Raw genomic sequence first — 25,573 nt, 5'->3', positions numbered from 1 at the left:
GCCGCCGCGCGCGATCCGGCGGGCCCGTTCCGCTCTCGGTGAACGCGAATGCGCGATGTCGGCGGCCCGTGCCAGGGTGGGAGCCGCATCCATCCATCGCATGAGCCGGGCTTCGCCATGCCCTGCCGTGCCGCCGCATCCGGGAGACCTCCGTGCTGGCCAAGCTCCTCGTCCGCTACCTGAAGTCATCCGGGTGGCTGCTGCTGGGCGTGCTGGTGTTCCAGTTCGCCTCCGCTCTGGCATCGCTCTACCTGCCGAGCCTCAACGCCGACATCATCGACAACGGCGTCTCCCAGGGCGACACCGACTACATCTGGCGCACCGGCGTGGTCATGCTGACGATCTCGCTCGGCCAGATCGTCGCCGCCATCATCGCGACGTACTTCGCGGCCCGGGCGGCGATGAAGCTCGGCCGCGACATGCGCGACGACATCTTCGAGCGCGTGTCGGCCTTCTCCGAGCGCGAGGTCACCGGCTTTGGCGCGGGCTCCCTCATCACCCGCAACACCAACGACGTGCAGCAGGTGCAGATGCTCACGATGATGGGCGCGACCTTCCTCGTCTCCGCGCCGCTCCTCGCCGTCGGCGGGATCATCCTGGCGATCGACCAGGCGGCGAGCCTCGCCTGGATCCTCGCCATCGCGGTCCCCGTGCTGCTGCTGGTCGCCGGCGTCGTGATCGCCCGCATGGTGCCGCTGTTCCGCAGCTTCCAGGGCAAGCTCGACGGCGTCAACCGCATCATGCGCGAGCAGCTGACCGGCATCCGCGTCATCCGGGCGTTCGTGCGAGAGCCCATCGAAGAGGAGCGCTTCCGCGTCGCGAACACCGACATCATGGTGGTCGGCCGCAAGGTGGGCTCGCTGTTCGTGCTGCTGTTCCCGGCCGTGATGCTCATCCTCAACGTCACGGTCATCGGCGTGATCTGGTTCGGCGGCATGCAGGTCGACAGCGGCGAGATCCAGATCGGCACGCTCTTCGCCTTCATGCAGTACGCCATGATCATCCTCTCGGGCGTCCTCATGGCGAGCTTCATGACGCTGATGATCCCGCGCGCGGCCGTCTCGGCCGAGCGCATCGGCGAAGTCCTCGACACGCGCTCCACGCTGGCGCGCCCGGCGGACGCCGTCGCCGCGTTCCCCGAGCCGGGGGCGGTCGAGTTCCGCGGCGTCACCTTCACCTATCCCGGCGCCGAGCACCCCATCCTCGCGGACGTCACGTTCCGAGCGGATCCGGGTGAGACGGTCGCCGTCGTCGGCTCGACGGGTGCGGGCAAGACGACCCTGGTCTCGCTCATCCCGCGGCTGTTCGACGTCACCGACGGCGCGGTGCTCGTGGGCGGCGTCGACGTCCGGCGGGCAGACCTCGACGCCCTGTGGCGGACGATCGGCCTCGTGCCGCAGCGCCCGTTCCTGTTCACCGGCACCGTCGGCTCCAACCTGCGGTTCGGGCGGGAGGATGCCACCGACGCCGAGCTCTGGCGGGCGCTCGAGATTGCCCAGGCCAGCGACTTCGTCAGCCAGATGGACGGCGGGCTCGACGCGCGCATCGCGCAGGGCGGCACGAACGTGTCGGGCGGCCAGCGCCAGCGTCTCGCGATCGCGCGGGCGATCGTCCACGACCCGCGCGTGCTCGTGTTCGACGACTCGTTCTCGGCGCTCGACCTCACGACGGACGCGAGGCTGAGGCAGGCACTGTGGCGGGAGCTGCCGCACGTCACGAAGATCGTCGTCGCGCAGCGCGTCTCGACGATCATCGACGCCGACCGCATCGTCGTGCTCGACGACGGCGGCGTGGTCGGGCTCGGCACGCACGAGGAGCTGCTCGAGAGCAGCCAGACGTACCGCGAGATCGTCGAATCCCAGCTCGGAGCGGAGGTCGCCCGATGAGCGAGCAGCAGCCCAGGTCCCGCCGCCGCGTTCAGGACGCCGTCGCGGAGCTCAGCGCCGAGGAGAAGGCCGAGATCGAGCTCGGCGAGCAGGCGCGCATCGCCGCGGACGACTGGAGCGGCGCGGTCGCCCCCGGCAAGGCCGCTCACTTCGGTCCGTCGTTCCGTCGCCTGCTCGGGCTGCTCAAGCCGCACGCGGTCGCGTTCACGCTGGCGACGGTCCTCGGCGCGGCGGGCGTCGTGCTCGCCGTGCTGTCGCCGAAGGTGCTCGGCGAGGCGACGAACATCCTCTTCGAGGGCGTCGTGTCGTCGATGGCACCGGCGGGCACCACGAAGGAGCAGGTGGTCGCCGGCCTCGAGGCGCAGGGACAGCAGGATCTCGCGAACATCGTCCAGGCGATGCAGCACTTCGTGCCGGGCGCCGGCGTCGACTTCCTGGCGCTGAGCCGCGTGCTGCTGATCGTGCTCGCACTCTACTTCGCGTCGGCGCTGCTGATGTGGCTGCAGGGCTACGTCATGAACGTCATCATGGTGCGCCTCATCTGGCGCCTCCGCGAAGACGTCGAGGCGAAGGTCAACCGCCTTCCGCTGCGGTACTTCGACCGGGTGCAGCGCGGCGAGCTCATCTCCCGGGTCACCAACGACATCGACAACATCACCCAGATGATGCAGCAGTCGCTGTCGCAGGCGCTCACCGCGGTGCTGACGGTCGTCGGCGTGCTCATCATGATGCTGTCGATCTCGTGGCAGCTGACGCTCGTGGTGCTGGTGAGCTTCCCGCTCATGGGCGTGCTGTTCGGCGTCATCGGGCCGCGCTCGCAGAAGGCGTTCGGCACGCAGTGGCGCAAGGTCGGGCGCCTTAACGCGCGCGTGGAGGAGTCGTTCTCGGGGCACGCACTGGTCAAGGTGTACGGCCGCGAGCAGAGCTCGCGCGAGGCGTTCCGGGCCGAGAACGAAGAGCTGTACCAGGCGTCGTTCATGGCGCAGTTCCTCTCGAACACGATGATGCCCGCCATGATGTTCATCGGGAACCTCACCTACGTGGGCATCGCGGTCTTCGGAGCACTCATGGTCGCCGGCGGCCAGCTCCGGCTGGGCGACGTGCAGGCGTTCATCCAGTACTCGCAGCAGTTCACCCAGCCGCTGTCGCAGCTCGGCGGCATGGCTGCCGTCGTGCAGTCGGGCACCGCGTCCGCGGAGCGGGTCTTCCAGATCCTCGACGAGCCCGAGCAGGAGCCGGATTCCTCCGACGCGCCGGCGCCGGTCGACGGCGACGGGACGATCGAGTTCCAGGACGTGGCGTTCTCCTACTCGGCCGACCACCCGCTCATCCACGACCTGTCGTTCCGCGTCGAGCCCGGGCAGACGGTGGCGATCGTCGGCCCCACGGGTGCCGGCAAGACGACGCTGGTCAACCTGCTCATGCGGTTCTACGAGCTGGACAGCGGGCGCATCCTGCTCAACGGGCAGGACATCTCGCTGCTCACCCGGCGCGACATGCGGGCGAAGACGGGCATGGTGCTCCAGGATCCGTGGCTGTTCGCCGGGACGATCCGCGAGAACATCCGCTATGGCCGTGCCGACGCCACCGACGACGAGATCCTCGCCGCCGCCCGCGCGACGTACGTCGAGCGGTTCGTGCACTCGCTGCCCGACGGCTACGACACGCTCCTCGACGAGGAGGCGTCCAACATCTCGGCGGGCGAGAAGCAGCTGATCACGATCGCGCGCGCGTTCGTGGCGCAGCCGTCCGTGCTGATCCTCGACGAGGCGACGAGCTCGGTCGACACCCGCACCGAGCTGCTGCTGCAGCACGCGATGGCGGCGCTGCGAGAGGGCCGCACGTCGTTCGTGATCGCACACCGCCTGTCGACCATCCGCGACGCCGACCTCATCCTCGTGATGGAGAACGGCGGGATCGTCGAGCAGGGCACGCACGACGAGCTCATCGCCGTCAAGGGCGCGTACTTCCGGCTGTACAACTCGCAGTTCCAGCAGGCCGCGACCGACGTCGACGACGAGGCGCCCGCCCTCGCCGACGCCGGGCAGCCCGATGCGGCGCGCGTCGTGCCGGACGACGCGACCGAAGGGGAGACGGCCTCGGTGAGCTGAGACCGAGGGCTCGACAGCAGTCGAGCCCTCGGCATCCGTTCGCAAATGGACGCGCGCGCGCCGACCCCATGGCGCGGGCGGGTAGCGTTTTCTCATGGTCAATTACCGGTACCTCGGAAACAGCGGTCTCAAGGTCAGCGAGATCACCTACGGCAACTGGGTCACCCACGGCTCGCAGGTCGACGACTCCGCCGCCATCGACACCGTCCACGCGGCGCTCGACGCCGGCATCTCGACGTTCGACACGGCGGACACGTACGCCAACACGCTCGCCGAGGAGGTGCTCGGCAAGGCGCTGACCGGCCAGCGGCGCGAGTCCCTCGAGATCTTCACGAAGGTGTACTGGCCGACGGGTCCCAAGGGCCCGAACGACACCGGGCTCAGCCGCAAGCACATCCTCGAGTCGATCAACGGTTCGCTCCAGCGCCTCGGCACCGACTACGTCGACCTCTACCAGGCGCACCGCTACGACTACGAGACCCCGATCGAAGAGACGTTCCAGGCGTTCGCCGACATCGTGCGCCAGGGCAAGGCGCTCTACATCGGCGTATCGGAGTGGACGGCGGAGCAGCTTCGCGAGGGCCACGCCCTGGCCAAGAGCTACGGCATCCAGCTCATCTCCAACCAGCCGCAGTACTCGGCGCTGTGGCGCGTCATCGAGGGCAAGGTCGTTCCGGCGTCCGAGGAGCTCGGCATCTCCCAGATCGTGTGGTCGCCGATGGCGCAGGGCGTCCTGTCGGGCAAGTACCTTCCCGGCCAGCCGCTCCCCGAGGGGTCGCGCGCGACCGACGAGAAGAGCGGCGCGCAGTTCATCCAGCGCTTCATGCGCGACGAGGTGCTCGAGGCCGTGCAGCGCCTGAAGCCCGTCGCCGAGCAGGCGGGGCTGAGCCTGCCGCAGCTGGCGATCGCGTGGGTGCTGCAGAACAAGAACGTCGCGTCGGCCCTCGTCGGGGCATCCCGTCCCGAGCAGCTCGCCGACACCGTCAAGGCCTCGGGCGTCGTGCTCGACGCCGACACGATGTCCGCGATCGACGCCGCGCTCTCCGGCGTGGTCTACGACGACCCGGAGGACACCTACACGGTCTCGCCCAAGACTCGCGTGGTCTGACATGGTCACCAGCGCCGGCATCCTGCTGTACCGGATCCAGCCCGAGCCCCAGGTGCTCATCGCGCACATGGGCGGGCCGTTCTGGGCGGGCAAGGATGCCGGCGCGTGGTCCATCCCCAAGGGGGAGTTCACCGAAGGCGAAGGCGCGCTGGATGCCGCGCGCCGCGAGTTCCGCGAGGAGCTCGGCATCGACCCGCCCGAGCCGCCCTACGCCGAGCTGGGCACGTTCGCCTACTCGTCGGGCAAGCGCGTCACGGTGTTCGTCGCCGACGGCAGCGGATTCTCGCTGGACGGCCTCGTGTTCGGCGAGTTCGAGCTGGAATGGCCGCCGCGCTCGGGGCGGATGGCGTCGTTCCCCGAGGTCGACCGCGTCGAATGGACCGCGACGGATGCCGCACGCGAGCGCCTCGTGAAGGGTCAGCGTCCGGCGATCGATGCGCTGGAGCAGCATCTCGCGGAGGCCTTCTCCTCCGGTCGCTGAGCCCGTCCGGGGCCTTGCGGGGGCCGTGAGGGCGGCGGAGACTGTCCGGGTCGGATCCGCACGAGAGGAACACCATGGCCCACGGCGACATCACGCACATCGACATTCCCGTCACCGACCTCGGCAAGGCGGCCCAGTTCTACTCCGGCCTGTTCGGCTGGCAGATCGCCGAAGTGCCCGGCTTCGAGGGCTACCCCATGTGGCAGGCGCCGAACAAGATCTCGGGGGGCGGCCTCGCCCCGCGCGGGGAGGGCTTCACGCAGCCCCGCTCGTACGTCGAGGTCGATTCCATCGACGAGACGGTCGCGGCGGCGAAGGATGCCGGCGCCACGGTGCTGATGGAGAAGGACCAGATCTCTCCCACGAGCTGGTGGGCCGTGATCGCCGACCCCGACGGGAACGCGATCGGCCTCTACGAGGGCACGACCGACGCCTGAGCCCTCCGGGCGCAGCTCTGAGGTTCAGCGGCCGTTCTTCGGACGCGTCGAGACGTCGATCCGGTCCTGGGCGCCGAGCGACGACCACGCGCTCGCGACGCCCTTCGCGGCGTGCTCGGACGCGCGCACCGCCCGCTCGTCGGCCCACGCGTTGAGCACGTGGCCGGAGTGGCCGCGCACGTGCTCGAGCACGACGTCGGGAAGCCCGGCGGCTCGCCGGGCATCGCGGGCGACGATGAGCTGCTCGAGGATGTCGACGTTCTTCGTCGGTGCGCCGGTCGAGGTCTTCCAGCCGCGGCGGCGGTGGCCGTCCATCCACTTCGTGTAGGTGTCGATGGCGTACTTCGAGTCGGCCTGCACGACGAGGTTCGGAACGTCGGCGTGGTCCTCGATGGCCTTCAGCAGTCCGGTGAGCTCGCCGACGTTGTTGGTCCCGACCGGGATCGACCCGGCGGCCCAGTGGCCGTCCTCACCGACCCACGCCCACCCCGTCGGTCCGGGGTTGCCCTTGCAGGCTCCGTCGGTGGCAACGATGTAGCGGGGCGCGTCGGTCACTCGGGCAAGGCTACCCGGCCCCGGACCCGCCCCCGTCCGCGCGGAGCCCGGCCCGGGTGCCGCCTTCGCCGCCGTCGCGCTCGGCCCGCCACTCGGCCGCGAGCTGCGGCATCCGCTCCGACAGGTATCGCAGGAAGTCGGCGATCTCGTGCGCGCGGGCGGCGGACAGGGGTGCGTCCGCGTTGTCCTCGGCGATGCGGTCGAGGTAGGCCGCGAGGCTGCCGTACAGCGGCGCGTTCGCCGCGATCATGCCCGACCAGGAGTCGTCCGCGAGGTCATAGCGATCGCGGCGGTCGCCCGGTCGCGACAGCCGGTGGATGAGCCGCATCGACACCAGGTAGCGCACCGCCCCCGACACGGCGGCCGGCGAGACGCCGAGTCGCTCGGCGAGCTCCGCAGCGGTGTAGCCGTCGTCGGGCGAGCCGGCGAGCGCCATCATGACCCGCGCGGGCATGCGCGGCATCCCCACCGCGTTCAGCATCGCCGCGGCCTGCTCGGCCGGTTCGGTTCCCGGGTGATCTGTCGGCATGGGTCCTATCCTGCCGACGCCAGCTCGCGACGGCGCATCAGCGACAGGGATGCCACGGCCCCGGCGCCCGTGGCGAGCACCAGCCACCACAGCCCCCGCAGGTCGACCGCATCGCCGTCGACGAAGGGCGTGACCGCGATCGGCGAGGCCTGCACGAGCCACTCCGGGAAGCCGAAGAGCGGGCCGAACAGTCCCAGCGCCATGCCGAGGAGCACCAGCGACCACCCGAGGGGGATCGTCGCGCGCGGCACCAGCACGAAGGCGAGAGCCGTCACGACGAGGAAGACGGATGCCGCCGCCACCTGCCCCGCGCCGGTCACCAGCACCGTGCGCATGAGGTCCGTGTCGCCGTCCTGCCCCGCGATGCCGAGCGCCGCCCCGGCGATCGCCGCGGCGATCACCAGAACCACGCCGATGAGCGCGACGACGAGGTAGTCGGCGAGCCACCGCACGCGTCCGACGGGTGCTGCCAGCAGCGGCTCGGCGGTGCCGTGCGCCTCCTCCTGCCGTGCGCGGCAGACGACCTGCACCGCGCAGCAGGCGGCGAGGACCCCCAGCATGGTGAAGAACGTCGTGATGGTGCCCTGCTGGACGCTGCCCGCTCCGGAGATCTGGCGGAGGATCTGCTCGACGGCGGGGTTGGATGCGCCGATCTCCTCGACCAGGGAGGCGAGCGAGGTCGACAGGACGCCGATCAGGAAGCCTCCGACGGCCCAGCCGAGCACGGCGCCGCGGGTGAGCCGCCACACCAGTGCCATCGGTCCCGACAGGGCCGGTGAGGCGTCCGCACGGCCCAGCCGTTCGGCGATGAAGCTGCCGCCGAGGTCGCGCGCCGCGACGAGGACGGCCGACACGGCGGCCAGCACCGCACCCACGCCGAGGGAGAGCAGCGCCGGCCACCACAGGTTCTCATCGAACGCCCGCGTGTTCTCGCCCCACCCGAAGGGGGAGAGCCACGTGAGCCACGAGCTCTCCATGCGCGTGAGGTCGTCGCTCGGCGTGCCGATCGCGTTGCCGAAGCCCGCGATCACGAAGGTCGCCATGAGCGTCCAGACCGCGAGCGAGTTCGCTCCGCGGGAGGTGCGCATGAGCTGGGCGGCGAGGAGCCCGACGCCGAGGAATGTCACGCCGACCGCGCCCGTCGCGGTCCCGGCCAGCAGCGCGCCTTCGGCCTCGGCCCCGACCGCGAGGAACGCACTCGCCACCAGCGCCGCCAGCAGCGCGTTCGCGAGCAGACCGTGAAGGGCGGTGGCCGCGAACGGCACCGTCCGTGCCGCCGGCGTCGCGGCGACGAGCTCGGCCCGCCCGGTCTCCTCGTCGCCGCGGGCGTGCCGCACGGCGAGGAACGTGCTCATGAATGCGGCGAGGATCGCCAGCCACGGGAAGATGAGGAAGATCATGAAGGCGCCCTCGTCGGCGCCCGACGGCAGCCCGCGGAACATCAGGATCACGGGGTTCGCCAGCGCCGCCGCCAGGAGGGAGGTGCGGTCCTGAGCGGTGCCGTACGCGTCTCTCACCCCGATGAACGACGCGTAGGCGAGGAGCGCCGTGCCGACGCCCCACAGCAGCACCTGCAGCCAGTCGCGCCGCGCGCGCTGGCCGAGCAGCGCGAGCAGGCGGTTCATCGCAGCTCCGGTTCACGGGTGCGCTCGGGAGTGAGTGCCGCCAGGTCGTCGCCGTAGTGCCGCAGGAACAGCTCCTCCAGCGACGGCGGGGCGATGCGAAGGCCCGCGACGCCGCGGGCGGCGAGCTCGGGCAGCGTGCCCGCGACGGAGTCGCTGTCGACGGTGAAGCGCACCCGCCCGTCGTCGGCCACGACGTCATGGGCGGTGGCGATGCCGGCCGCGCTCGCGGCATCCGTCCCCTCGAACGAGATCTCGGTGCGCGTCAGGTGCCGCAGGTCTGCAAGCGTGCCGGACTCCACGACGCGGCCGGCGCGGATGATCGAGACCCGGTCGCACAGCTGCTCGACCTCCGAGAGGATGTGGCTCGACAGCAGCACCGTCGCGCCGCCGGCCCGCACGCGGGCGATCTCCCGGCGGAACATGACGTCCATCAGCGGGTCGAGGCCGCTCGTGGGCTCGTCGAGGATGTAGAGGTCGGCGGGCACCGCGAAGGCGGCGATGAGCGCCACCTTCTGCCGGTTGCCCTTGGAGTACGCCCGGCCCTTCTTGCGCGGATCGAACTGGAACGCCTCGATCAGGCGCTCCTTCTCGGTGCGGTAGGCGGCGTCGCTTCGTGACGCGCCGCGCAGCCGCGACATCAGGTCGATCGCCTCGCCGCCGGACAGATTGGGCCACACGCTCACGTCGCCGGGCACGTACGCGATCCGGCGGTGCAGCGCGACGGCGTCCCGCCACGGCTCCTGGCCGAAGACGGATGCCTCGCCCGACGTCTTGCGCGCGAGCCCGAGCAGCACGCGGATCGTGGTCGACTTGCCGGCACCGTTCGGGCCGAGGAAGCCGTGGACCTGACCTTCGTCGACGGTGAGGTCCAAGCCGTCGAGGGCGTGGACGCGGCCGTAGTGCTTGGTGAGGTCGCGCGTGTTGATGACAGTGGTCATGGCGCTGAAGGTACGCCGATTTCACAAATTCCTGAAGATTCCTCACGCTTTCCTCACGGTCGGCGCGAAGCCCGGGGGCTGCGGCGATGGGCCCCGCAGCGTCGAGCGTCGGGAAAATGTATACCTACGCCGCGCAGGGACCCGCTCCACTCGCACTGACGACGCCGAATGTATACACTGGCTGAGATGCAGGACGAGGAGGTGGTGCGAATGCGCGCGAGCGACCGCGCCTATGCGACCCTCCTCGACGAGATCCAGTCGGGCATGCTGCGTCCGGGCGCCGTCCTCGGTGAGGTCGAGCAGGCCGCGCGGCTCGGCGTGAGCCGCACCCCGCTGCGCGAAGCGCTCGGCCGCCTCGCGGCGGACGGCCTCGTCGCCCAGCAGTCTCCGCGGGTCACCGTGGTCACCGCGATCGACGCCGAAGACATCCGCGAGATCTTCGAGGTGCGCCGCGCCCTCGAGGAGTCGGCGGCCCGCCTCGCCGCCGAGCGCGGCGACGCCGCGGCCTTCGCCGACCTCGCCCGCGACTTCGCCCGCGTCGACCTTCCCGGCGACGGCGGCCGGTCCGGCGGCGCCGACGTGCGCGACGCCTACTACGCGCTGATCGCGCGCTTCGACCTCGCCCTGGACACCGCCGTCGCCAACGACTACCTCACCGCGGCGCTGCGCACCGTGCGCACCCACCTGGTGCGGGTGCGGCGGCTGGCGCGCGACAATCCCGGCCGGCTCGCGGCATCCGTCTCGGAGCACCGGCTCATCGCCTCGGCGATCGCGGCGCGCGACGCCGACCTCGCCGCGCACGCCACCCACGTGCACCTGCACAACGCGCTCACCAACATCCTCGATTCCCTCGACGCCTCGACGGGCTCCGCGGCCGAACCGGTCCCCGCGACCGCCTCGGTCGCCGGGCCCGGCGAAGGGCAGTGACACCGAAAGGCCGGCCATGACCGTGATCCACCACCTCCGCGTCCACCGCAGCGACGAGCACCTCGTGCGGGAGGGGCAGCTGGCCTGGCACATCGCCGAGGTCGCGGCCGACCCTGTCGAGGTCGACGCCGACGTCGTCGACATGATCATCAACCGCGTGATCGACAACGCGGCGGTGGCTGCGGCATCCCTCACCCGCGCCCCGGTGAGCGCTGCCCGCCAGCAGGCGCTCGACCACGCCGTGTCGGTCGGCGGCTCGGGGGCGACGGTGTTCGGCTGCGCCCTGGACCGCAAGACGAGCCCGGAGTGGGCGGCGTGGGCCAACGGGGTCGCGGTGCGCGAGCTGGACTACCACGACACGTTCCTCGCGGCCGACTACTCGCACCCCGGCGACAACATCCCGCCGATCGTCGCCGTCGCCCAGCACGTGGGCGCCGACGGCCGCGCGCTGGTGCGCGGGCTCGCGACCGGCTACGAGATCCAGATCGACCTCGTCCGTGCGATCTGCCTCCACAAGCACAAGATCGATCACGTCGCCCACCTCGGCCCGTCGGCCGCTGCCGGCATCGGCACGCTCCTCGGCCTCCCGGTCGAGACGATCTACCAGGCCGTCGGCCAGGCCCTGCACACCACGACCGCGACGCGCCAGTCGCGCAAGGGCGAGATCTCCACCTGGAAGGCGCACGCCCCGGCCTTCGCCGGCAAGATGGCGGTCGAGGCCGTCGACCGGGCGATGCGGGGCGAGACCTCTCCGAGCCCGATCTACGAGGGCGAGGACGGCGTGATCGCGTGGCTCCTGGACGGGCCGGATGCCACGTACGAGGTGCCGCTGCCGGGCGCGGGCGAGCCCAAGCGCGGCATCCTCGACTCGTACACGAAGGAGCACTCGGCCGAGTACCAGGCGCAGGCCTGGATCGATCTCGCGCGCAAGCTGCACGGCGAGCGTCCCGACCTCGCCGACCCGGCGAACGTCGAGTCGATCGTGCTGCACACCTCGCACCACACCCACTACGTCATCGGCTCCGGGGCGAACGACCCGCAGAAGTACGACCCGACCGCGTCGCGCGAGACGCTGGACCACTCGATCCCGTACATCTTCGCGGTCGCACTGCAGGACGGCGGCTGGCACCACGTCGACTCGTACACCCCCGGCCGCGCGGGCCGCGCCGACACCGTCGAGCTGTGGCAGAAGATCACGACCGCCGAGGACCCCGAGTGGACCCGCCGCTACCACTCCGACGACCCGAACGAGAAGGCCTTCGGCGGGCGCGTCGAGATCCGTCTCACCAGCGGCGAGACCGTCGTCGACGAGATCGCCGTGGCCGACGCCCACCCGCTCGGCGCGCGGCCGTTCGCGCGCGAGGACTACGTGCGCAAGTTCCGCACCCTCGCCGAGGGCGTGCTCGCCGCGGATGAGATCGAGCGCTTCCTCGACCTGGCGCAGCGCCTGCCCGAGCTCGCCCCCGAAGAGGTGCAGCAGCTCACGATCGTCGCCGACTTCGGGGTGCTCGCCGCCGCCCCGGCGCCGAAGGGGCTGTTCTGATGCTGTACTCCACCGTGCCGGCGCACGAGAAGCGGCGGCGGCTCCGGGAGCGGCTGGCAAGCGGGGAGCTGCTGCGGTTCCCCGGCGCCTTCAATCCGCTCAGCGCCCGGCTCATCGAGCGCAAGGGCTTCGAGGGCGTCTACATCTCGGGTGCCGTCCTCAGCGCCGACCTCGGGCTGCCCGACATCGGCCTGACGACGCTCACGGAGGTCGCCGGCCGTGGGCAGCAGATCGCCCGCATGACCGACCTGCCCGCGATCATCGACGCGGACACCGGGTTCGGCGAGCCGATGAACGTCGCCCGCACCATCCAGACGCTCGAGGATGCGGGCCTGGCCGGCACCCACATCGAGGACCAGATCAACCCGAAGCGCTGCGGCCACCTCGACGGCAAGGCCGTCGTCGACGAGGACACCGCGATCAAGCGCATCCGCGCCGCCGCCGACGCGCGCCGCGATCCGGACTTCCTCATCATGGCGCGCACCGACATCCGTGCGGTGGAGGGGCTGGATGCCGCGACCCGGCGTGCGAAGGCCCTCGTCGACGCCGGGGCGGACGCGATCTTCCCCGAGGCCATGCGCACCCTCGACGAGTTCGCCGCGATCCGCGCGGCGGTGGACGTGCCGATCCTGGCGAACATGACCGAGTTCGGGAAGTCGGAGCTGTTCTCGGTGGATCAGCTCCGCGACGTCGGGGTCAACATCGTGATCTGGCCCGTCTCGCTGCTGCGGATCGCGATGGGCGCGGCGTCCCGCGCCCTCGATACGCTCTCAGACGAAGGGCACCTCACGTCCAGGCTCGACGAGATGCAGCACCGCGCCGACCTCTACGACCTCATCGACTACGAGCAGTACAACCAGTTCGACACCAGCGTCTTCAACTTCCAGATCGCCCGCTGAGGAGAGCACCAGTCATGACCGAACCCGACATCAAGAAGGGCCTCGCCGGCGTCGTCGTGGACTACACGGCGGTCTCGAAGGTGAACCCCGAGACGAACTCGCTGCTGTACCGGGGGTACCCCGTGCAGGAGCTGGCGGCCACCCAGCCGTTCGAAGCCGTCGCCTACCTGCTGTGGCACGGTGAGCTGCCCACCGACGTGCAGCTCGCGCAGCTGCGCGCGACCGAACGGGCCTACCGGCACCTGCCCGCCGACGTGCGCGCGGCGATCGACCTCGTGCCGATCGACGCGCACCCGATGGACGAGGTGCGCACCGCGGTCAGCCTCATCGGCGCGCGCGACCTCGCCGGCACCGGCTCGGTGCTCGAGGTGAGCGGCAGCGCCGAGGAGAACCTGGCGCGAAGCATCCGCCTGTTCGCCGTGCTTCCCGCGATCGTCGCCTATGGCCAGCGCCGCCGCCGGGGCCAGCAGCCGATCGCGCCGCGCGACGACCTGGACTACGCCGCGAACTTCCTCTGGATGACCTTCGGCGAGGAGGCCGACGAGGTCGTCGTCGACGCGTTCAACCGCTCGATGATCCTCTACGCCGAGCATTCCTTCAACGCCTCGACGTTCACGGCGCGCGTCATCACCTCGACGCTCAGCGACCTGTACTCCGCGGTCGTGGGCGCCATCGGGGCGCTCAAGGGGCCGCTGCACGGCGGCGCCAACGAGGCCGTGCTCCACATCTTCGACGAGATCGGCGACGCCTCGAACGTCGGGCCGTGGCTCGACCAGGCGCTCGCCGAGAAGCGCAAGATCATGGGCTTCGGCCACCGCGTGTACAAGCGCGGCGACTCGCGCGTGCCCACGATGAAGGCCGCCCTCGACACGCTCGTCGAGCACTACGACCGGCCCGACGTGGCCGCCCTGTACGACGCGCTCGAATCCCAGTTCGTCGAGCGCAAGGGCATCTACCCCAACCTCGACTACCCGTCGGGTCCGGCGTACAACCTGATGGGCTTCGACACGCTCACCTTCACGCCGCTGTTCGTCGCCGCGCGCGTCACCGGCTGGACCGCGCACATCACTGAGCAGCTGGCGTCGAACGCGCTCATCCGCCCGCTGTCGGAGTACAACGGTCCCGACGAGCGCCACATCGAGGGGTACGTTCCGGATGCCGCGACCCTCGAGGCCGCGAAGCGCGCAGAGGAGCCGGCGGGATGACCCCATGAGCCTGTGGCACGACCTCGAGGGCGTCGACCTCGCCGCCATGGCGCCGGGGACGCTCATCGAGCACCTCGGGATCGAGATCGTCGAGATCCGCGACGACGCGCTGGTGGGACGGATGCCGGTGGACCACCGCACCGTGCAGCCGGCGGGCGTGCTCCACGGCGGCGCCTCGGTCGCGCTCGCCGAGACGCTCGCGTCGTGGGCCGGCCACCTCGCGGTGGACCGCGAGCGGTTCCACGTGGTGGGGATGGAGATCAACGCCAACCACCTGCGGCCGGTCTCGGGCGGTTCGGTGACGGCGACGGTGACGCCGATCAACGTCGGCCGCCGTGCGCACGTCTGGGAGATCCGGATCGTGGACGACGCCGGCAAGCTCGTGTGCATCTCGCGGTGCACGCTCGCGGTGATCGAGCAGCGTTCGACCTACGCGACCCCCGACGCCAGGGCCTGACCCGTCTGCCGCAGGGCGGAGCGGCCGCCGGTGCGCGGCATCCGTCGCCGTCTTAGGCTCGTTCTCAGGAGGACTCCCATGCCCGAAGCCGTCATCGTCGACGTCGTCCGCACCCCCTCGGGGCGCGGCAGGCCCGGCGGAGCGCTCAGCGCCGTGCATCCGGTCGACCTCGCGGCGGGCGTGCTGCGGTCGCTGCTCGAGCGCAACGGGCTCCAGTCGCGTCAGGTCGACGACGTGCTCATGGGCTGCGTGAGCCAGATCGGCGACCAGTCGATGAACATCGCGCGGCAGGCGGTCCTCGCCGCGGGCTTCGACGAGACGGTCCCGGCCGCCACGATCGACCGCCAGTGCGGATCGAGTCAGCAGGCCGCGCACTTCGCCGCGCAGGGCGTGATCGCCGGCGCCTACGACATCGTGATCGCCGCCGGCGTCGAGTCCATGAGCCGCGTGCCGCTCGGGTCGTCGCGCGCCGGCGGGAGCATCGCCGAGGGCCTCGCCCACCGCTATCCCGAGGGACTGGTGAACCAGGGCGTCTCGGCCGAGCTGATCGCGCAGAAGTGGGATCTCGACCGCGGGCGGCTGGACGCGTACGCCGCCGAGTCGCATCGACGGGCGGCGGATGCCTGGTCCCGCGGCGCCTTCGATTCCCAGGTGCTGCCCGTGCTCGCCGGCGGCGCGGACGCGGTGGCGTTCGACGAGACGGTGCGCCCGGGGACGACGGCGGAGGGGCTGGCCGGGCTGGGCCCCGCCTTCCGCACCGACGCGCTCGCCGAGCGCTTCCCCGACCTCGACTGGCGGATCACGGCGGGCACGTCGTCGCCCCTCACGGACGCGGCATCCGCCGTCCTCATCATGAGCGAGGAGAGGGCGGTCGCACTCGGCCTGACGCCCCGCGCGCGCTTCCACGCGTTCGCCGTCGTCGGGGACGACCCGATGCTCATGCTCACGGGCCCGATCCCGGCGACCCGCCGCATCCTCGACCGCACCGGACTGTCGATCGACGACCTCGACGCCTACGAGGTCAACGAGGCCTTCGCCTCGGTGCCGCTCGCGTGGCAGCGGGAGCTCGGCGCGGACCCTGCCCGCCTCAACCCGTGGGGCGGGGCCATCGCGCTCGGCCACGCCGTCGGTGCGTCGGGCACGCGACTGCTCGGCACGCTGGTCTCGTACCTCGAGGCGACCGGCGGCCGTTACGGCCTGCAGACGATGTGCGAGGGCGGCGGCATGGCCAACGCCACGGTCATCGAGCGGCTCTGACGCCGGCGGGTCGAGCCGCCCCGACGTCCCAGGCGAAACACCACGATTCGGACGAGACACCGCAACGCACCGTGGCGTCTCGTCGCGGACGTGGTGTTTGCCCGCTGCCTTGCCGACCGCGGGACGGAAGCGCGCCGGGCGGGGGCGCTGCAAGCGGTTGCGCGACGCGCGCGGGGACGGATGCCAGGGAACGCGGCTAGCGCCAGATGAACGGCTTCTCATGCTGTAAGCGCTTGCAACATCGGTGAATCCGCTGCTAGCGTCGGCCGCACACACTCCCCATCCGGCACGTCGCCGTGCCATCGCCCCACCTGGAGCCTCCGTGTCGAAGACGACCTCCACCCGTGTCCGCCGCGCTGCCGCGACTCTTGCCGCCGCCGCCTTGATCGTCACCGGGGGAGTGGTCGCCGCCGCACCCGCCGCCGCCGCCGAACGCACGTTCGCCCTCGTCGGCAGCCTGCAGTCCGAGCTCGGCTGCAGCGGGGACTGGCAGCCCGACTGTGCCGCGACCGAACTCGTCGCGACCGCGGACGCCGGCGTGTACGCGGCGGAGTTCGAGGTGCCCGCCGGCTCGTACGAGTACAAGGTCGCCGTGAACGACACGTGGGACGAGGCGTACGGCCGCGACGGCGAGAACATCCCGCTGACGATCGCGGGGCCGGCGACGCTCCGCTTCCTCTTCGACGACACCACCCACCGCGTCGGCCTCGAGGCGGTGACCCTCCGCGCCGGCTACACCGCCGACGACGACGTGCTGGTCGCCGCTCCGGTGCGGCAGCCGGGCAGCCAGGAGCAGTTCTACTTCGTCATGACGGACCGCTTCGCCAACGGCGACGCGTCGAACGACCAGGGCGGGCTCGAGGGCGACCGCCTCGCGACGGGCTTCGACCCGGCCGACAAGGGCTTCTTCCACGGCGGCGACATCGCGGGGCTGCGCGAGAACCTCGACTACATCGACGGCCTCGGCACGACGGCGATCTGGCTGACCCCCAGCTTCAAGAACCGTCCGGTGCAGGGTGAGGGCGCGAACGCCAGCGCGGGCTACCACGGCTACTGGATCACCGACTTCACGCAGATCGATCCGCACCTCGGAACCAATGCCGAGCTCGAGGCGCTCATCGCCGAAGCCCATGCCAAGGGCATCAAGGTCTACTTCGACATCATCACGAACCACACCGCCGACGTCATCTCGTACGCCGAAGGCCAGTACTCGTACGTCGACCAGGCCACCAGCCCGTACCGCGACGCGAGCGACGCCGCCTTCGACCCTGCGACCTACGCCGGCACCGGGTCATTCCCCGACCTCGACGCCGAGACGTCGTTCCCGTACACGCCGGTGATCGCTGCCGGCGACGAGTCCGCGAAGACGCCGGCGTGGCTCAACGACCCGACGCTGTACCACAACCGCGGCAACTCGACCTGGTCGGGCGAGTCCGTCACCTACGGCGACTTCGACGGCCTCGACGACCTCATGACCGAGCATCCGACCGTCGTGAGCGGGTTCGTCGAGGTGTACCAGGACTGGATCGACCTCGGCATCGACGGCTTCCGCATCGACACCGCCAAGCACGTGAACTTCGAGTTCTGGGAGCAGTGGACCGCCGAGGTGCTCGACTACGCCCGCGACGTCAAGGGCAAGAAGGACTTCTTCATGTTCGGCGAGGTGTACGACGCCGACCCGGTGAAGCTCGCGCCGTACGTCCGCGAGACCGACATGTCGAGCGTGCTCGACTTCACCTTCCAGTCTTCCGCTGTGAGCTTCGCCGCCGGCAACAGCGCCAAGGGCCTGCAGAGCCTCTACGCCGGTGACGACTGGTACACCACCCCCGACTCGTCGGCCACGGCCCTGCCGACCTTCCTCGGCAACCACGACATGGGCCGCGTCGGCTTCATGCTGCGCAACAGCGACAACGCGCTCGAACGCGACCTGCTGGCGCACGACCTGATGTTCCTCGGCCGAGGCCAGCCCGTCGTCTACTACGGCGACGAGCAGGGCTTCGTCGGCGCGGAGCCCGGCAACGACAAGAACGCGCGGCAGTCGCTGTTCGCCTCGCAGGTCACCGAGTACCAGGACCAGAACCTGATCACGGGCGAGATCGCCGGAGGGGTCGACCGCTACGCCACCGATGCGCCGGTCTACGCGCACGTGGCCGAGCTCGCGGCACTGCGCGCGGCCCACCCCGCGCTCGTCACCGGCGCGCAGATCGAGCGCCACGCCGACAGCGGTGCGGGCGTCTACGCCTTCTCGCGCGTCGACCGCGACGAGAAGGTCGAGTACCTGGTCGCGCTCAACAACACGACGGCCGAGAAGACGGTCGCGCTGACCACGCTCACCCGGAGCACGGCCTTCGCGCCGGTCTACGGCACGACGACCGGGATCTCGACGGATGCCTCGGCCGCGGCATCCGTCACCGTCCCGGCGCTCTCGGCCGTGGTGTATCGCGCCGACGCGCCCGTCACGGCCCCCGAGGCGCCGCTCGCGGTCGCGGTCTCGGCACCGGCCCCCGGTGCGGGCGTCAGCGGCTCCACGCCGATCTCCGCCGACGTGGACGACGCGACCTGGACCGAGACGAGCTTCGCCTGGCGCGTGGTCGGCTCCGACGAATGGCACGCACTCGGCACCGCAGAGGATTCCAACCCGCGCGTCTTCCACACGGTGGAGGGGCTCGCGGACGGCACGCTCGTCGAGTACCGCGCCGTGACGACGGATGCCGCGGGCGGCCACGCCGCCGCGTCCACCTACGCCTCGGTGGGCGACCCGGTGACGCTGGAGCTCGCGGAGGAGCCGGAGTCACCGATCTCGATGGTGACCGTTCCGGGCAGCCTCAATGACGAGATGGGGTGCGCCGGTGACTGGGCGCCCGGCTGCGAGGCCGCGAAGCTGACGCTGCGCGCCGACGGCATCTGGGCGGGCACGTTCGACCTTCCCGCCGGCGAATACGAGTACAAGGTCGCCATCGACGGCTCGTGGACGATCAACTACGGCGCGAACGGCGTGCGCGACGGCTCGAACATCGCCATCGACCACCCCGGCGGTGAGATCACGTTCTACTTCGACCCGCGGTCGAACGTCGTCCAGTCGACGGCGGAGGGTCCGATCGTGACGGTGCCCGGCTCCTACCAGAGCGAAGCGGGGTGCGCCGGTGACTGGGCGCCCGACTGCCTCGCGAGCCTCATGGCCGACGGCGACAAGGACGGCGTCTACGAGCTCTCGGTCACGCTTCCGGCGGGCGCCTACGAGGCGAAGGTCGCCCACGGCATGAGCTGGAGCGAGAACTACGGCGTGGGCGGGGCGCCCGGCGGGTCGAACTACTCGTTCACCGCCGAGGAGGGATCACCCGTCGTCTTCCGGTACACCCTCGCGACGCACGTGCTCGACATCGGCGGCGAGGGCATCGCGGGTCTCGGTGAGGAGCGCGCGCACTGGATCGACGAGCGCACCATCGCCTGGCCGGCCGACCTCGGGGCCGACGTCGCGGCGACCTGGCAGCTGCACGCATCCCTGGACGCGACTCTCGCGCTGGAGGAGGACACGGTGGCCGGGGGCGACGCGATCGACCTGACCCGCATCGACGGCGGCCTCACCGACGAGCAGAAGGAGCGGTTCCCGGCGCTGGCGGAGTTCATCGCGCTGGAGGTGGCCGACGGGACGGATGCCGCAGCCCTGCTCCGCGGGCAGCTGATGGTGTCGCAGCGCGACGCCGACGGCGCGGTCCGCGCCTTCACCGGCGTGCAGATCCCCGGCGTCCTCGACGACCTCTACGCGGACGCCGTCGCCGGCGCGGAGCTCGGTGTGTCGTTCGACGGCAAGAAGCCCACGTTCCGCCTGTGGGCGCCGACCGCGCAGGCCGCGACGCTGCTGACGTGGGACGCCGGCGCCGACGGCGACGCCGCACGTCACGAGGCGACGTGGGACGAGGCATCCGGAATCTGGACCGTCGAGGGCGGGAAGAAGCTCAAGGGCGACGAGTACCTGTGGGAGGTCGTCGTCTACGCGCCGACCACCGGGGCGATCGAGACCAACCAGGTCACCGACCCGTACTCCCTCGCGCTCACCCTGAACTCCGAGCGCTCCGTCGCCGTCGACCTCGATGACAAGTCGTGGCGGCCCAAGGCGTGGGAGAAGACGGAGGCTCCCGTCGTGGATCGCCCCGTCGACCGCGCGATCTACGAGCTGCACGTGCGCGACTTCTCGATCACCGATGAGTCGGTGCCCGAGGCCGAGCGCGGGACGTACACGGCGTTCACGCGCGACAGCGCGGGGACCGCGCAGCTGCGCGAGCTCGCGGACGCCGGCATCAACACCGTGCACCTGCTGCCCACGTTCGACATAGCGACCATCGAGGAGGACCGGTCGAAGCAGGCGGTGCCCGCCTGCGACCTGGCCTCGTTCGCGCCGGACGGCACGGAGCAGCAGGCGTGCATCGAGGCGGTCGTGGACGCCGACGGCTTCAACTGGGGCTACGACCCGTTCCACTACACGGTGCCCGAGGGCTCCTACGCCACCGATCCAGAGGGCGGTGCGCGCGTCGCCGAGTTCCGTTCTATGGTCGGCGCCCTCCACGGGATGGGTCTGCAGGTCGTGCTCGACCAGGTCTTCAACCACACCGCGCAGTCGGGCCAGGAGGCCAAGTCCGTCCTCGACCAGGTCGTGCCCGGCTACTACCACCGTCTCAACCCGGCCGGCGGCGTCGAGACCTCGACGTGCTGCCAGAACGTGGCGACCGAGCACGAGGTCGCGCAGAAGCTCATGGTCGACTCGGTGGTGACGTGGGCGCGTGACTACAAGGTCGACGGCTTCCGCTTCGACCTCATGGGCCACCACTCGACGGCGAACATGCTCGCCATCCGCGATGCGCTCGACGAGCTGACGCTCGAGCGTGACGGCGTCGACGGCGAGGCGATCTACCTGTACGGCGAGGGCTGGAACTTCGGCGAGGTCGCGAACAACGCCCTGTTCGAGCAGGCTACCCAGGGTCAGCTCGGCGGCACCGGCATCGGCACGTTCTCCGACCGGCTGCGCGACGCCGTCCACGGCGGCAGCCCGGTCGACGGCGGCTCGAAGTTCTACCAGGGCTTCGGCACGGGGCTGGCCACCGACCCGAACGGCAGCGACCGGTCGGCGCCGGGCGACCCCTTCGCCGACCTCGCGCACAAGACCGACCTGGTGAAGCTGGGACTCGCGGGCAACCTGCGCGACTTCTCGCTCACCGCCTCCGACGGCACCGTGAAGGCCGGAGACGAGCTGGACTACAACGGCTCGCCCGCCGGGTACGCCGTCCAGCCCGACGAGGTCATCACCTACGTCGACGCGCACGACAACGAGACGCTGTACGACCTCGGCGTGCTGAAGCTGCCGGCCGACACACCGATGACGGACCGCGTGCGCATGAACACCCTGTCGCTCGCGACCACCGCCTACGCCCAGACCCCGTCGTTCTGGCACGCCGGCACGGAGCTCCTCCGCTCGAAGTCGCTCGACCGCAACAGCTACAACTCGGGCGACTGGTTCAATCGCATCGACTGGACCGGCCAGGAGTCCACGTTCGGCTCGGGCCTGCCCCGCGAGGGCGACAACGGGAGCCACTGGGACGACCTCGCGCCGCTCCTGGCGGACCCCGCGAACAAGCCGGGTGCGTCCGACATCGCCGCGGCCGAGGCATCCGCCCTCGATCTGCTCCGCGTGCGCGAGCAGGTGGGTCTGCTGCGTCTCGGGTCCGCCGGCCTGATCGAGCAGAAGGTCTCGTTCCCGAACAGCGGGACGGATGCCGCTCCCGGCGTCATCGTCATGCTCATCGACGATCTGGTGGGCGACGACGTCGATCCCGCGCTGAAGGGTGCGCTCGTGGTGTTCAACGCGGGCACCGAGACCACGACGCAGACCATCTCGGAGCTGGAAGGTCGGTCGTTCTCGCTGGCGCCGGCGCTCGCCCAGGGCGCCGACCCCGTCGTGAAGACGACCACGTGGGATGCCGCCAGCGGCACGGTCACCGTCCCGGCCCGCACGGCGGTGGTGCTCGTCGAGACCCAGCGGCGCTGACTCACCGGCGCTCGCCCGTCACGTGGCGGGCGAGCGCCGGGAGCTCGTCCGCTGGGGGGCAGCGCCTCCTCCACAGGACGCCGGATCGCGTGCTCCAGACGGGTTATCCACTGGTTCGAAAAAGCTGTTGATCTGGGTGTTTCGATGTCGGAACCCCTGGCCACAATGGGGGCATGTCGCAGTTCGCCGCAGCCCTCGCCGACCTCGGCGACGCGCTCGCCGGCGTGGCCGCCGCGGCGTTCGCCGATGACGGGTTGCGTGCCTGTGACGACGGCGAGGTGCTGTCGGCGCTCGCGGCCGCGGCTCGGGTGCACCGCGGTGTCGAGGCCGTCATGGTCGAGGCCGTGGCGCAGCTGCAGGCGCGCGACGACCTTCGGCCCCACCCCGACCGGGCGGCGACGCGGTACGGGTGCCGCAACCTCAGCGAGCTCGTGCAGCGGGCCACGCGCCTGTCGGGGCGCAGCGCGGCCGATCTCGCCGCCGCGGCCGGCGTGGTGCAGCGCAGCACCGCGCCGTCGACGGGAGAGCTGCTGCCTGCGACGTTCCCGTGCATGCGCGACGCGCTCGCGGCGGGGCAGGTGGGCGTCGATGCGGTCGTCGCGGTGGCCTCGGCGTTCCGTCGCGTCGGCGTGGGTCGGGTCGAGATGCTCGCCGCCGACGAAGAGCTCGCGGCCGCGGCAGCCGGTGCGGGGCCGGATGCCGCAGGCCCGGCCTCGGCCGACGAGCTGCGCGCGCTCGCACAGGTGTGGGCGGCCTACCTCGATCCCGATGGCGCTGAGCCCGTCGAGGCGAGGGCGCTGCGCAAGCGGGGACTCACGGTGGGGCGACGCGACGGTGACGGGCTGGTCCCGGTGCGCGGCAATCTCCTGCCCGAAGTCGCCGCGCAGCTGCGACTCGGGTTCGACAGCGTGCTGAACCCACGTGTGGACGCCGCGCCCGCGATGGGCGGCCCGTGCTTCAACGAGGCCGACGCTGACAGCGACCACGACTGCGGCGCGCCGTCCGAGGATGCCGCCGATTCGCGCACCCGCACCCAGAAGCAGCACGATGCGCTGGCCGTTCTGCTGACGGCGGCGGTGGCATCCGGGGAACTGCCCGTGCTCGGTGGCGCCGCACCGACACTGGTCGTGGCCGTGCGCGAACAAGACCTCGCGTCGGGGCGCGGGTACGCGCACCTCCCCGGTGACGACGAACCGGTCTCGATCGCGGCGGCCCGGCACATCGCCTGCGCGGGTGCGGTGCAGCGCGTCGTGCTCGGCGCGGCCGGCCGGATCGTGTCGATGAGGACGCTCGATCGGGTCTTCAACCATCACCAGCGCCGGGCCATCACCCTGCGTGACGGCGGATGCCTCATCCCCGGGTGTCAGGTGCCGCCGCAGTGGTGCGAAGTGCATCACGTCGAGGAGCATTCGCGGGGTGGGTCGACGCACACCGACAACGGGGTGCTGCTGTGCTGGTTCCACCATCGCACCATCGACTCCGGCGGGTGGCAGGTGGCGATGGTCGAGGGGGTGCCGTACGTGAAGGGCCCGTACTGGTGGGATGCCGAGGTGAAGTGGCGGCCGGCCACGAAGTCCCCGACCAGACAGCGAGATCAGATCGCGCTGCGCATCTGACCACGTCGCTGTCGGCAGTGATCGGATGCGGCCAAACGCGGCGCGATCGGCGCGATCGGCGCGACCGGCGCGACCGGCGCGATCGGCGCGAACACCGCGACCACCGCGAACGCCGTGAGTGCCGCGAGTGCCGCGATGTCGGGGGCCGGTGCGTGCTGTCCGGCGGGCATGAGAGGGTCCGGACCGTTACGAGCCGGGCAGTTCGAGCTCGTACACCTCGTCGTAGTCCTGGTACGTCACCGTGACAGTGACGGGCCGGTCGATCACCGCGGGCGGCAGCCTGAACACGTGCGTCGTCGGTCCCATGTCCGCGGTGCAGGGGTTGTTCGGCGACGGCCCGAACTCGACCTCCACCTCGCCGCTGCCCCGCACCTGCGGTGCCGACGGGACCGGCGGACAGCTGCCGCTGCCCATCGTGATGATCGCGAACTCGTCGTCGTCGATCCAGCCTGCGGAGGGCTCGCCGGTGAGGGGGTCGGGCATCGGGCCCTCCCAGTCGTCGGGGATCCCACGAATCGTCTGGTCGGCGCCCGAGCCGGAGCACCCGGTGAGAGCGAGCAGTGCGAGCACGACGGCCGCGATCGGTGGCGCGGCGGCCCGCCGACCCGGCCGCGTCACAGGCCCAGCCGCACCAGCAGCGCCTCGCCCGCGCTGGAGATGATGTGCAGCTGCCACGGCGGTCATAGCCGCGAGCCTAGAGGTCGGCCGCGGTCGCCGTCACGCTTCCGCGAGTCCGAGCGCCGCACCTGACCGCCGTCGCGTCTGCCCCGGCCGCTCGCTGTCAGAGCGCGTCCACGACGGCTCCGCCGAACACCGCAACGGCCGCGAGCGCCACACCGGCCACGCCCAGCGCGGCGATGGCGAAGACCAGGATGTTCCCGCCGATCGTGAGGAGCAGGGCCGTGGTGCGCGAGAGCTCACGGCGACGGGGAACCGGGATCGACGAGGAGGTGAAGGCCATGATCCGACGCTACGGACGTGCACGCGCCTGCGCGTCCACCCACGGTCGCATCGTCCTCCGCCGGAGGGATGATCCCGGATGCCTCGCGCTCTGCGGCCCGCGCGGCGCAACGGAAGAAGGCTTTGCGACGAAGTGTCGACCTCGGCCGACCCCGGACGACGCCCGGAGTGAGGTTGGCATCGGCCCGCCCGCAACGGAAGGATCACACCATGAAGTACATGATGTTCGTCGTCTCCTCGCTCGAGCCCGATACCGAGCCCGACCAGTCCGACGTCGACCTGTGGGTCGACCCGCTCGACGCCAGCGGCAAGCGGATCATCGGCGAGGTGCTGGCCCCGGTGTCCGACTCCACCGTGGTCAAGGTGCGCGGCGGCAAGGTGCTCACCGCGCGCGGGCCCTTCGCCGAGACGACCGAGGTGATCCTCGGCTTCGACATCCTCGAGGTCGACGACCTCGACGAGGCGATCGAGATCGCGTCGAAGCACCCGATGGCCCGCAACGGCCAGATCGAGCTGCGCCCGTTCATGCAGTGGCCCGACGGGGACAGCGCCGCTGCGGGCGACTGACGCCCGGCATCCGAGAGCAAGGAAGGGTGGGCCCCGCGGGACGGGGGCCCACCCTTCCGGCCGCTCGGCGCGTCAGCCGCGCAGCGACGCGATCTCGAACAGCGTCGTCGTGACCGACACCGAGAAGTCGCGGTTGTGGATGTAGGTGACGAAGTGGGATGCCGCGGGCTCGGTCACATCGAACACCGCGATGCCGCCGATCCGCTCGAAGCCGATGAACGCGTACGTGCGACCGTCGACCTCACCGAGCGCGACCCCCTCCGGCTCCGGACCCTTGTCGTCGCTGCGGCCCTCGAAGTTCGACTCGGAGTGATTGGAGTTCACGAAGCCGATCCAGTCGCTGGTCCACCTAGCAGATACAAGGACGTCCATGTAAAATCAGCACAGTGCTGATGTCGGCACGATCGCGCTGATCAGGATGCCTCACGAGGG

Annotated in this window: 21 protein-coding genes and 1 pseudogene; 14 read left to right on the top strand and 8 right to left on the bottom strand. The window is 71.0% G+C overall.

Annotated features, from left to right (window positions below):
- Positions 1-152: 152 nt before the first annotated feature.
- The 5 genes from ACWGUG_RS00930 (at position 153) to ACWGUG_RS00910 (ending at position 6,023) form a co-directional block, all read left to right on the top strand.
- Positions 153-1,886, top strand: a complete 1,734-nt coding sequence (locus tag ACWGUG_RS00930; protein ID WP_452323538.1) for an ABC transporter ATP-binding protein — start codon at positions 153-155, stop codon at positions 1,884-1,886.
- A complete protein-coding gene (locus tag ACWGUG_RS00925) occupies positions 1,883-3,997 on the top strand; it encodes an ABC transporter ATP-binding protein (RefSeq protein ID WP_452323537.1) in 2,115 nt (704 codons plus the stop codon). Before ACWGUG_RS00930 ends, ACWGUG_RS00925 begins: the two co-directional genes overlap by 4 nt.
- Before the next feature lie 94 nt (positions 3,998-4,091).
- Positions 4,092-5,105, top strand: a complete 1,014-nt coding sequence (locus ACWGUG_RS00920; RefSeq protein WP_452323536.1) for an aldo/keto reductase family protein — start codon at positions 4,092-4,094, stop codon at positions 5,103-5,105.
- Between the two features lies 1 nt (position 5,106).
- Entirely contained in the window at positions 5,107-5,586 is a 480-nt protein-coding gene (locus tag ACWGUG_RS00915; RefSeq protein WP_452323535.1) for an NUDIX domain-containing protein, read from the top strand.
- Between the two features lie 74 nt (positions 5,587-5,660).
- Complete coding sequence (locus ACWGUG_RS00910) at positions 5,661-6,023, top strand: VOC family protein (protein WP_336394409.1); 363 nt, start codon at positions 5,661-5,663, stop codon at positions 6,021-6,023.
- A gap of 24 nt (positions 6,024-6,047) precedes the next feature.
- Here ACWGUG_RS00910 and ACWGUG_RS00905 read toward each other — a convergent pair whose 3' ends face one another.
- From ACWGUG_RS00905 to ACWGUG_RS00890, 4 genes are read right to left on the bottom strand one after another with little or no spacing between them, the layout of a single operon-like run.
- Entirely contained in the window at positions 6,048-6,578 is a 531-nt protein-coding gene (locus ACWGUG_RS00905) for a ribonuclease H family protein (RefSeq protein ID WP_336394410.1), read from the bottom strand.
- A 10-nt stretch (positions 6,579-6,588) separates the two neighbouring features.
- Complete coding sequence (locus ACWGUG_RS00900; RefSeq protein ID WP_336394411.1) at positions 6,589-7,107, bottom strand: GbsR/MarR family transcriptional regulator; 519 nt, start codon at positions 7,105-7,107, stop codon at positions 6,589-6,591.
- A 5-nt stretch (positions 7,108-7,112) separates the two neighbouring features.
- Positions 7,113-8,732 carry an ABC transporter permease gene (locus tag ACWGUG_RS00895; protein ID WP_452323534.1) on the bottom strand — a complete coding sequence of 540 codons (1,620 nt, stop codon included), beginning with the start codon at positions 8,730-8,732 and terminating at the stop codon, positions 7,113-7,115.
- Entirely contained in the window at positions 8,729-9,670 is a 942-nt protein-coding gene (locus ACWGUG_RS00890) for an ABC transporter ATP-binding protein (RefSeq protein WP_336394413.1), read from the bottom strand. The genes ACWGUG_RS00895 and ACWGUG_RS00890 overlap by 4 nt, the downstream gene beginning before the upstream one ends.
- Positions 9,671-9,880: 210 nt before the next feature.
- Here ACWGUG_RS00890 and ACWGUG_RS00885 point away from each other — a divergent pair, with 210 nt between their 5' ends.
- The 8 genes from ACWGUG_RS00885 to ACWGUG_RS00850 all read left to right on the top strand — a co-directional run bounded on the left by ACWGUG_RS00885 (position 9,881) and on the right by ACWGUG_RS00850 (position 23,614).
- On the top strand, positions 9,881-10,597 hold the full coding sequence (locus ACWGUG_RS00885; protein ID WP_452324179.1) for a GntR family transcriptional regulator: 717 nt from the start codon (positions 9,881-9,883) through the stop codon (positions 10,595-10,597).
- A gap of 16 nt (positions 10,598-10,613) precedes the next feature.
- On the top strand, positions 10,614-12,140 hold the full coding sequence (locus ACWGUG_RS00880; RefSeq protein ID WP_452323533.1) for an MmgE/PrpD family protein: 1,527 nt from the start codon (positions 10,614-10,616) through the stop codon (positions 12,138-12,140).
- A complete protein-coding gene (prpB, locus tag ACWGUG_RS00875) occupies positions 12,140-13,039 on the top strand; it encodes a methylisocitrate lyase (protein WP_452323532.1) in 900 nt (299 codons plus the stop codon). The genes ACWGUG_RS00880 and prpB overlap by 1 nt, the downstream gene beginning before the upstream one ends.
- 14 nt (positions 13,040-13,053) lie before the next feature.
- The gene (locus ACWGUG_RS00870; protein ID WP_378878560.1) at positions 13,054-14,244 is read left to right on the top strand and encodes a bifunctional 2-methylcitrate synthase/citrate synthase; all 1,191 of its coding nucleotides are present in this window, start codon (positions 13,054-13,056) and stop codon (positions 14,242-14,244) included.
- A gap of 4 nt (positions 14,245-14,248) precedes the next feature.
- Positions 14,249-14,701 carry a hotdog fold thioesterase gene (locus ACWGUG_RS00865; protein ID WP_452323531.1) on the top strand — a complete coding sequence of 151 codons (453 nt, stop codon included), beginning with the start codon at positions 14,249-14,251 and terminating at the stop codon, positions 14,699-14,701.
- A gap of 78 nt (positions 14,702-14,779) precedes the next feature.
- Positions 14,780-15,958, top strand: coding sequence for a thiolase family protein (locus tag ACWGUG_RS00860; protein ID WP_452323530.1), 1,179 nt, complete (start codon positions 14,780-14,782; stop codon positions 15,956-15,958).
- Between the two features lie 322 nt (positions 15,959-16,280).
- The gene (pulA, locus tag ACWGUG_RS00855; protein WP_452323529.1) at positions 16,281-21,998 is read left to right on the top strand and encodes a pullulanase-type alpha-1,6-glucosidase; all 5,718 of its coding nucleotides are present in this window, start codon (positions 16,281-16,283) and stop codon (positions 21,996-21,998) included.
- A 173-nt stretch (positions 21,999-22,171) separates the two neighbouring features.
- Positions 22,172-23,614, top strand: coding sequence for a DUF222 domain-containing protein (locus tag ACWGUG_RS00850; protein ID WP_452323528.1), 1,443 nt, complete (start codon positions 22,172-22,174; stop codon positions 23,612-23,614).
- Here the strand turns inward: ACWGUG_RS00850 and ACWGUG_RS00845 are convergent.
- The 3 genes from ACWGUG_RS00845 to ACWGUG_RS00835 all read right to left on the bottom strand — a co-directional run bounded on the left by ACWGUG_RS00845 (position 23,593) and on the right by ACWGUG_RS00835 (position 24,575).
- Positions 23,593-23,784 carry a hypothetical protein gene (locus ACWGUG_RS00845; protein ID WP_452323527.1) on the bottom strand — a complete coding sequence of 64 codons (192 nt, stop codon included), beginning with the start codon at positions 23,782-23,784 and terminating at the stop codon, positions 23,593-23,595. The two genes, ACWGUG_RS00850 and ACWGUG_RS00845, sit on opposite strands and share 22 nt — an antisense overlap.
- A 16-nt stretch (positions 23,785-23,800) precedes the next feature.
- On the bottom strand, positions 23,801-24,232 hold the full coding sequence (locus tag ACWGUG_RS00840; RefSeq protein ID WP_452323526.1) for a hypothetical protein: 432 nt from the start codon (positions 24,230-24,232) through the stop codon (positions 23,801-23,803).
- A 163-nt stretch (positions 24,233-24,395) separates the two neighbouring features.
- Complete coding sequence (locus ACWGUG_RS00835) at positions 24,396-24,575, bottom strand: hypothetical protein (protein WP_336394422.1); 180 nt, start codon at positions 24,573-24,575, stop codon at positions 24,396-24,398.
- A gap of 209 nt (positions 24,576-24,784) precedes the next feature.
- On the opposite strand from ACWGUG_RS00835, the gene ACWGUG_RS00830 reads away from it, so the two are divergent.
- A complete protein-coding gene (locus ACWGUG_RS00830; RefSeq protein WP_336394423.1) occupies positions 24,785-25,141 on the top strand; it encodes a YciI family protein in 357 nt (118 codons plus the stop codon).
- Positions 25,142-25,252: 111 nt separating this feature from the next.
- Here the strand turns inward: ACWGUG_RS00830 and ACWGUG_RS00825 are convergent.
- Positions 25,253-25,468 (bottom strand): annotated as a pseudogene (locus tag ACWGUG_RS00825) (choice-of-anchor I domain-containing protein); the annotation flags it as partial.
- Positions 25,469-25,573 lie beyond the last annotated feature (105 nt).

It is taken from the genome of Microbacterium sp. NPDC055455 (assembly GCF_053619935.1).
This window is presented reverse-complemented; position numbering and strand designations above follow the sequence as displayed.

What these genes read in the sequence shown, in the direction of transcription:
- ACWGUG_RS00920 (WP_452323536.1), top strand. Translation starts at nt 4,092, where the DNA reads ATGGTCAATTACCGGTACCTCGGAAACAGCGGTCTCAAGGTCAGCGAG.
- prpB (WP_452323532.1), top strand. Translation starts at nt 12,140, where the DNA reads ATGCTGTACTCCACCGTGCCGGCGCACGAGAAGCGGCGGCGGCTCCGG.
- ACWGUG_RS00900 (WP_336394411.1), bottom strand. Translation starts at nt 7,107, where the DNA reads ATGCCGACAGATCACCCGGGAACCGAACCGGCCGAGCAGGCCGCGGCG.
- ACWGUG_RS00885 (WP_452324179.1), top strand. Translation starts at nt 9,881, where the DNA reads ATGCGCGCGAGCGACCGCGCCTATGCGACCCTCCTCGACGAGATCCAG.
- ACWGUG_RS00860 (WP_452323530.1), top strand. Translation starts at nt 14,780, where the DNA reads ATGCCCGAAGCCGTCATCGTCGACGTCGTCCGCACCCCCTCGGGGCGC.
- ACWGUG_RS00925 (WP_452323537.1), top strand. Translation starts at nt 1,883, where the DNA reads ATGAGCGAGCAGCAGCCCAGGTCCCGCCGCCGCGTTCAGGACGCCGTC.
- ACWGUG_RS00880 (WP_452323533.1), top strand. Translation starts at nt 10,614, where the DNA reads ATGACCGTGATCCACCACCTCCGCGTCCACCGCAGCGACGAGCACCTC.
- ACWGUG_RS00865 (WP_452323531.1), top strand. Translation starts at nt 14,249, where the DNA reads ATGAGCCTGTGGCACGACCTCGAGGGCGTCGACCTCGCCGCCATGGCG.
- ACWGUG_RS00845 (WP_452323527.1), bottom strand. Translation starts at nt 23,784, where the DNA reads ATGCCCGCCGGACAGCACGCACCGGCCCCCGACATCGCGGCACTCGCG.
- ACWGUG_RS00915 (WP_452323535.1), top strand. Translation starts at nt 5,107, where the DNA reads ATGGTCACCAGCGCCGGCATCCTGCTGTACCGGATCCAGCCCGAGCCC.
- ACWGUG_RS00835 (WP_336394422.1), bottom strand. Translation starts at nt 24,575, where the DNA reads ATGGCCTTCACCTCCTCGTCGATCCCGGTTCCCCGTCGCCGTGAGCTC.
- ACWGUG_RS00895 (WP_452323534.1), bottom strand. Translation starts at nt 8,732, where the DNA reads ATGAACCGCCTGCTCGCGCTGCTCGGCCAGCGCGCGCGGCGCGACTGG.
- ACWGUG_RS00910 (WP_336394409.1), top strand. Translation starts at nt 5,661, where the DNA reads ATGGCCCACGGCGACATCACGCACATCGACATTCCCGTCACCGACCTC.
- ACWGUG_RS00830 (WP_336394423.1), top strand. Translation starts at nt 24,785, where the DNA reads ATGAAGTACATGATGTTCGTCGTCTCCTCGCTCGAGCCCGATACCGAG.
- ACWGUG_RS00870 (WP_378878560.1), top strand. Translation starts at nt 13,054, where the DNA reads ATGACCGAACCCGACATCAAGAAGGGCCTCGCCGGCGTCGTCGTGGAC.
- ACWGUG_RS00850 (WP_452323528.1), top strand. Translation starts at nt 22,172, where the DNA reads ATGTCGCAGTTCGCCGCAGCCCTCGCCGACCTCGGCGACGCGCTCGCC.
- ACWGUG_RS00890 (WP_336394413.1), bottom strand. Translation starts at nt 9,670, where the DNA reads ATGACCACTGTCATCAACACGCGCGACCTCACCAAGCACTACGGCCGC.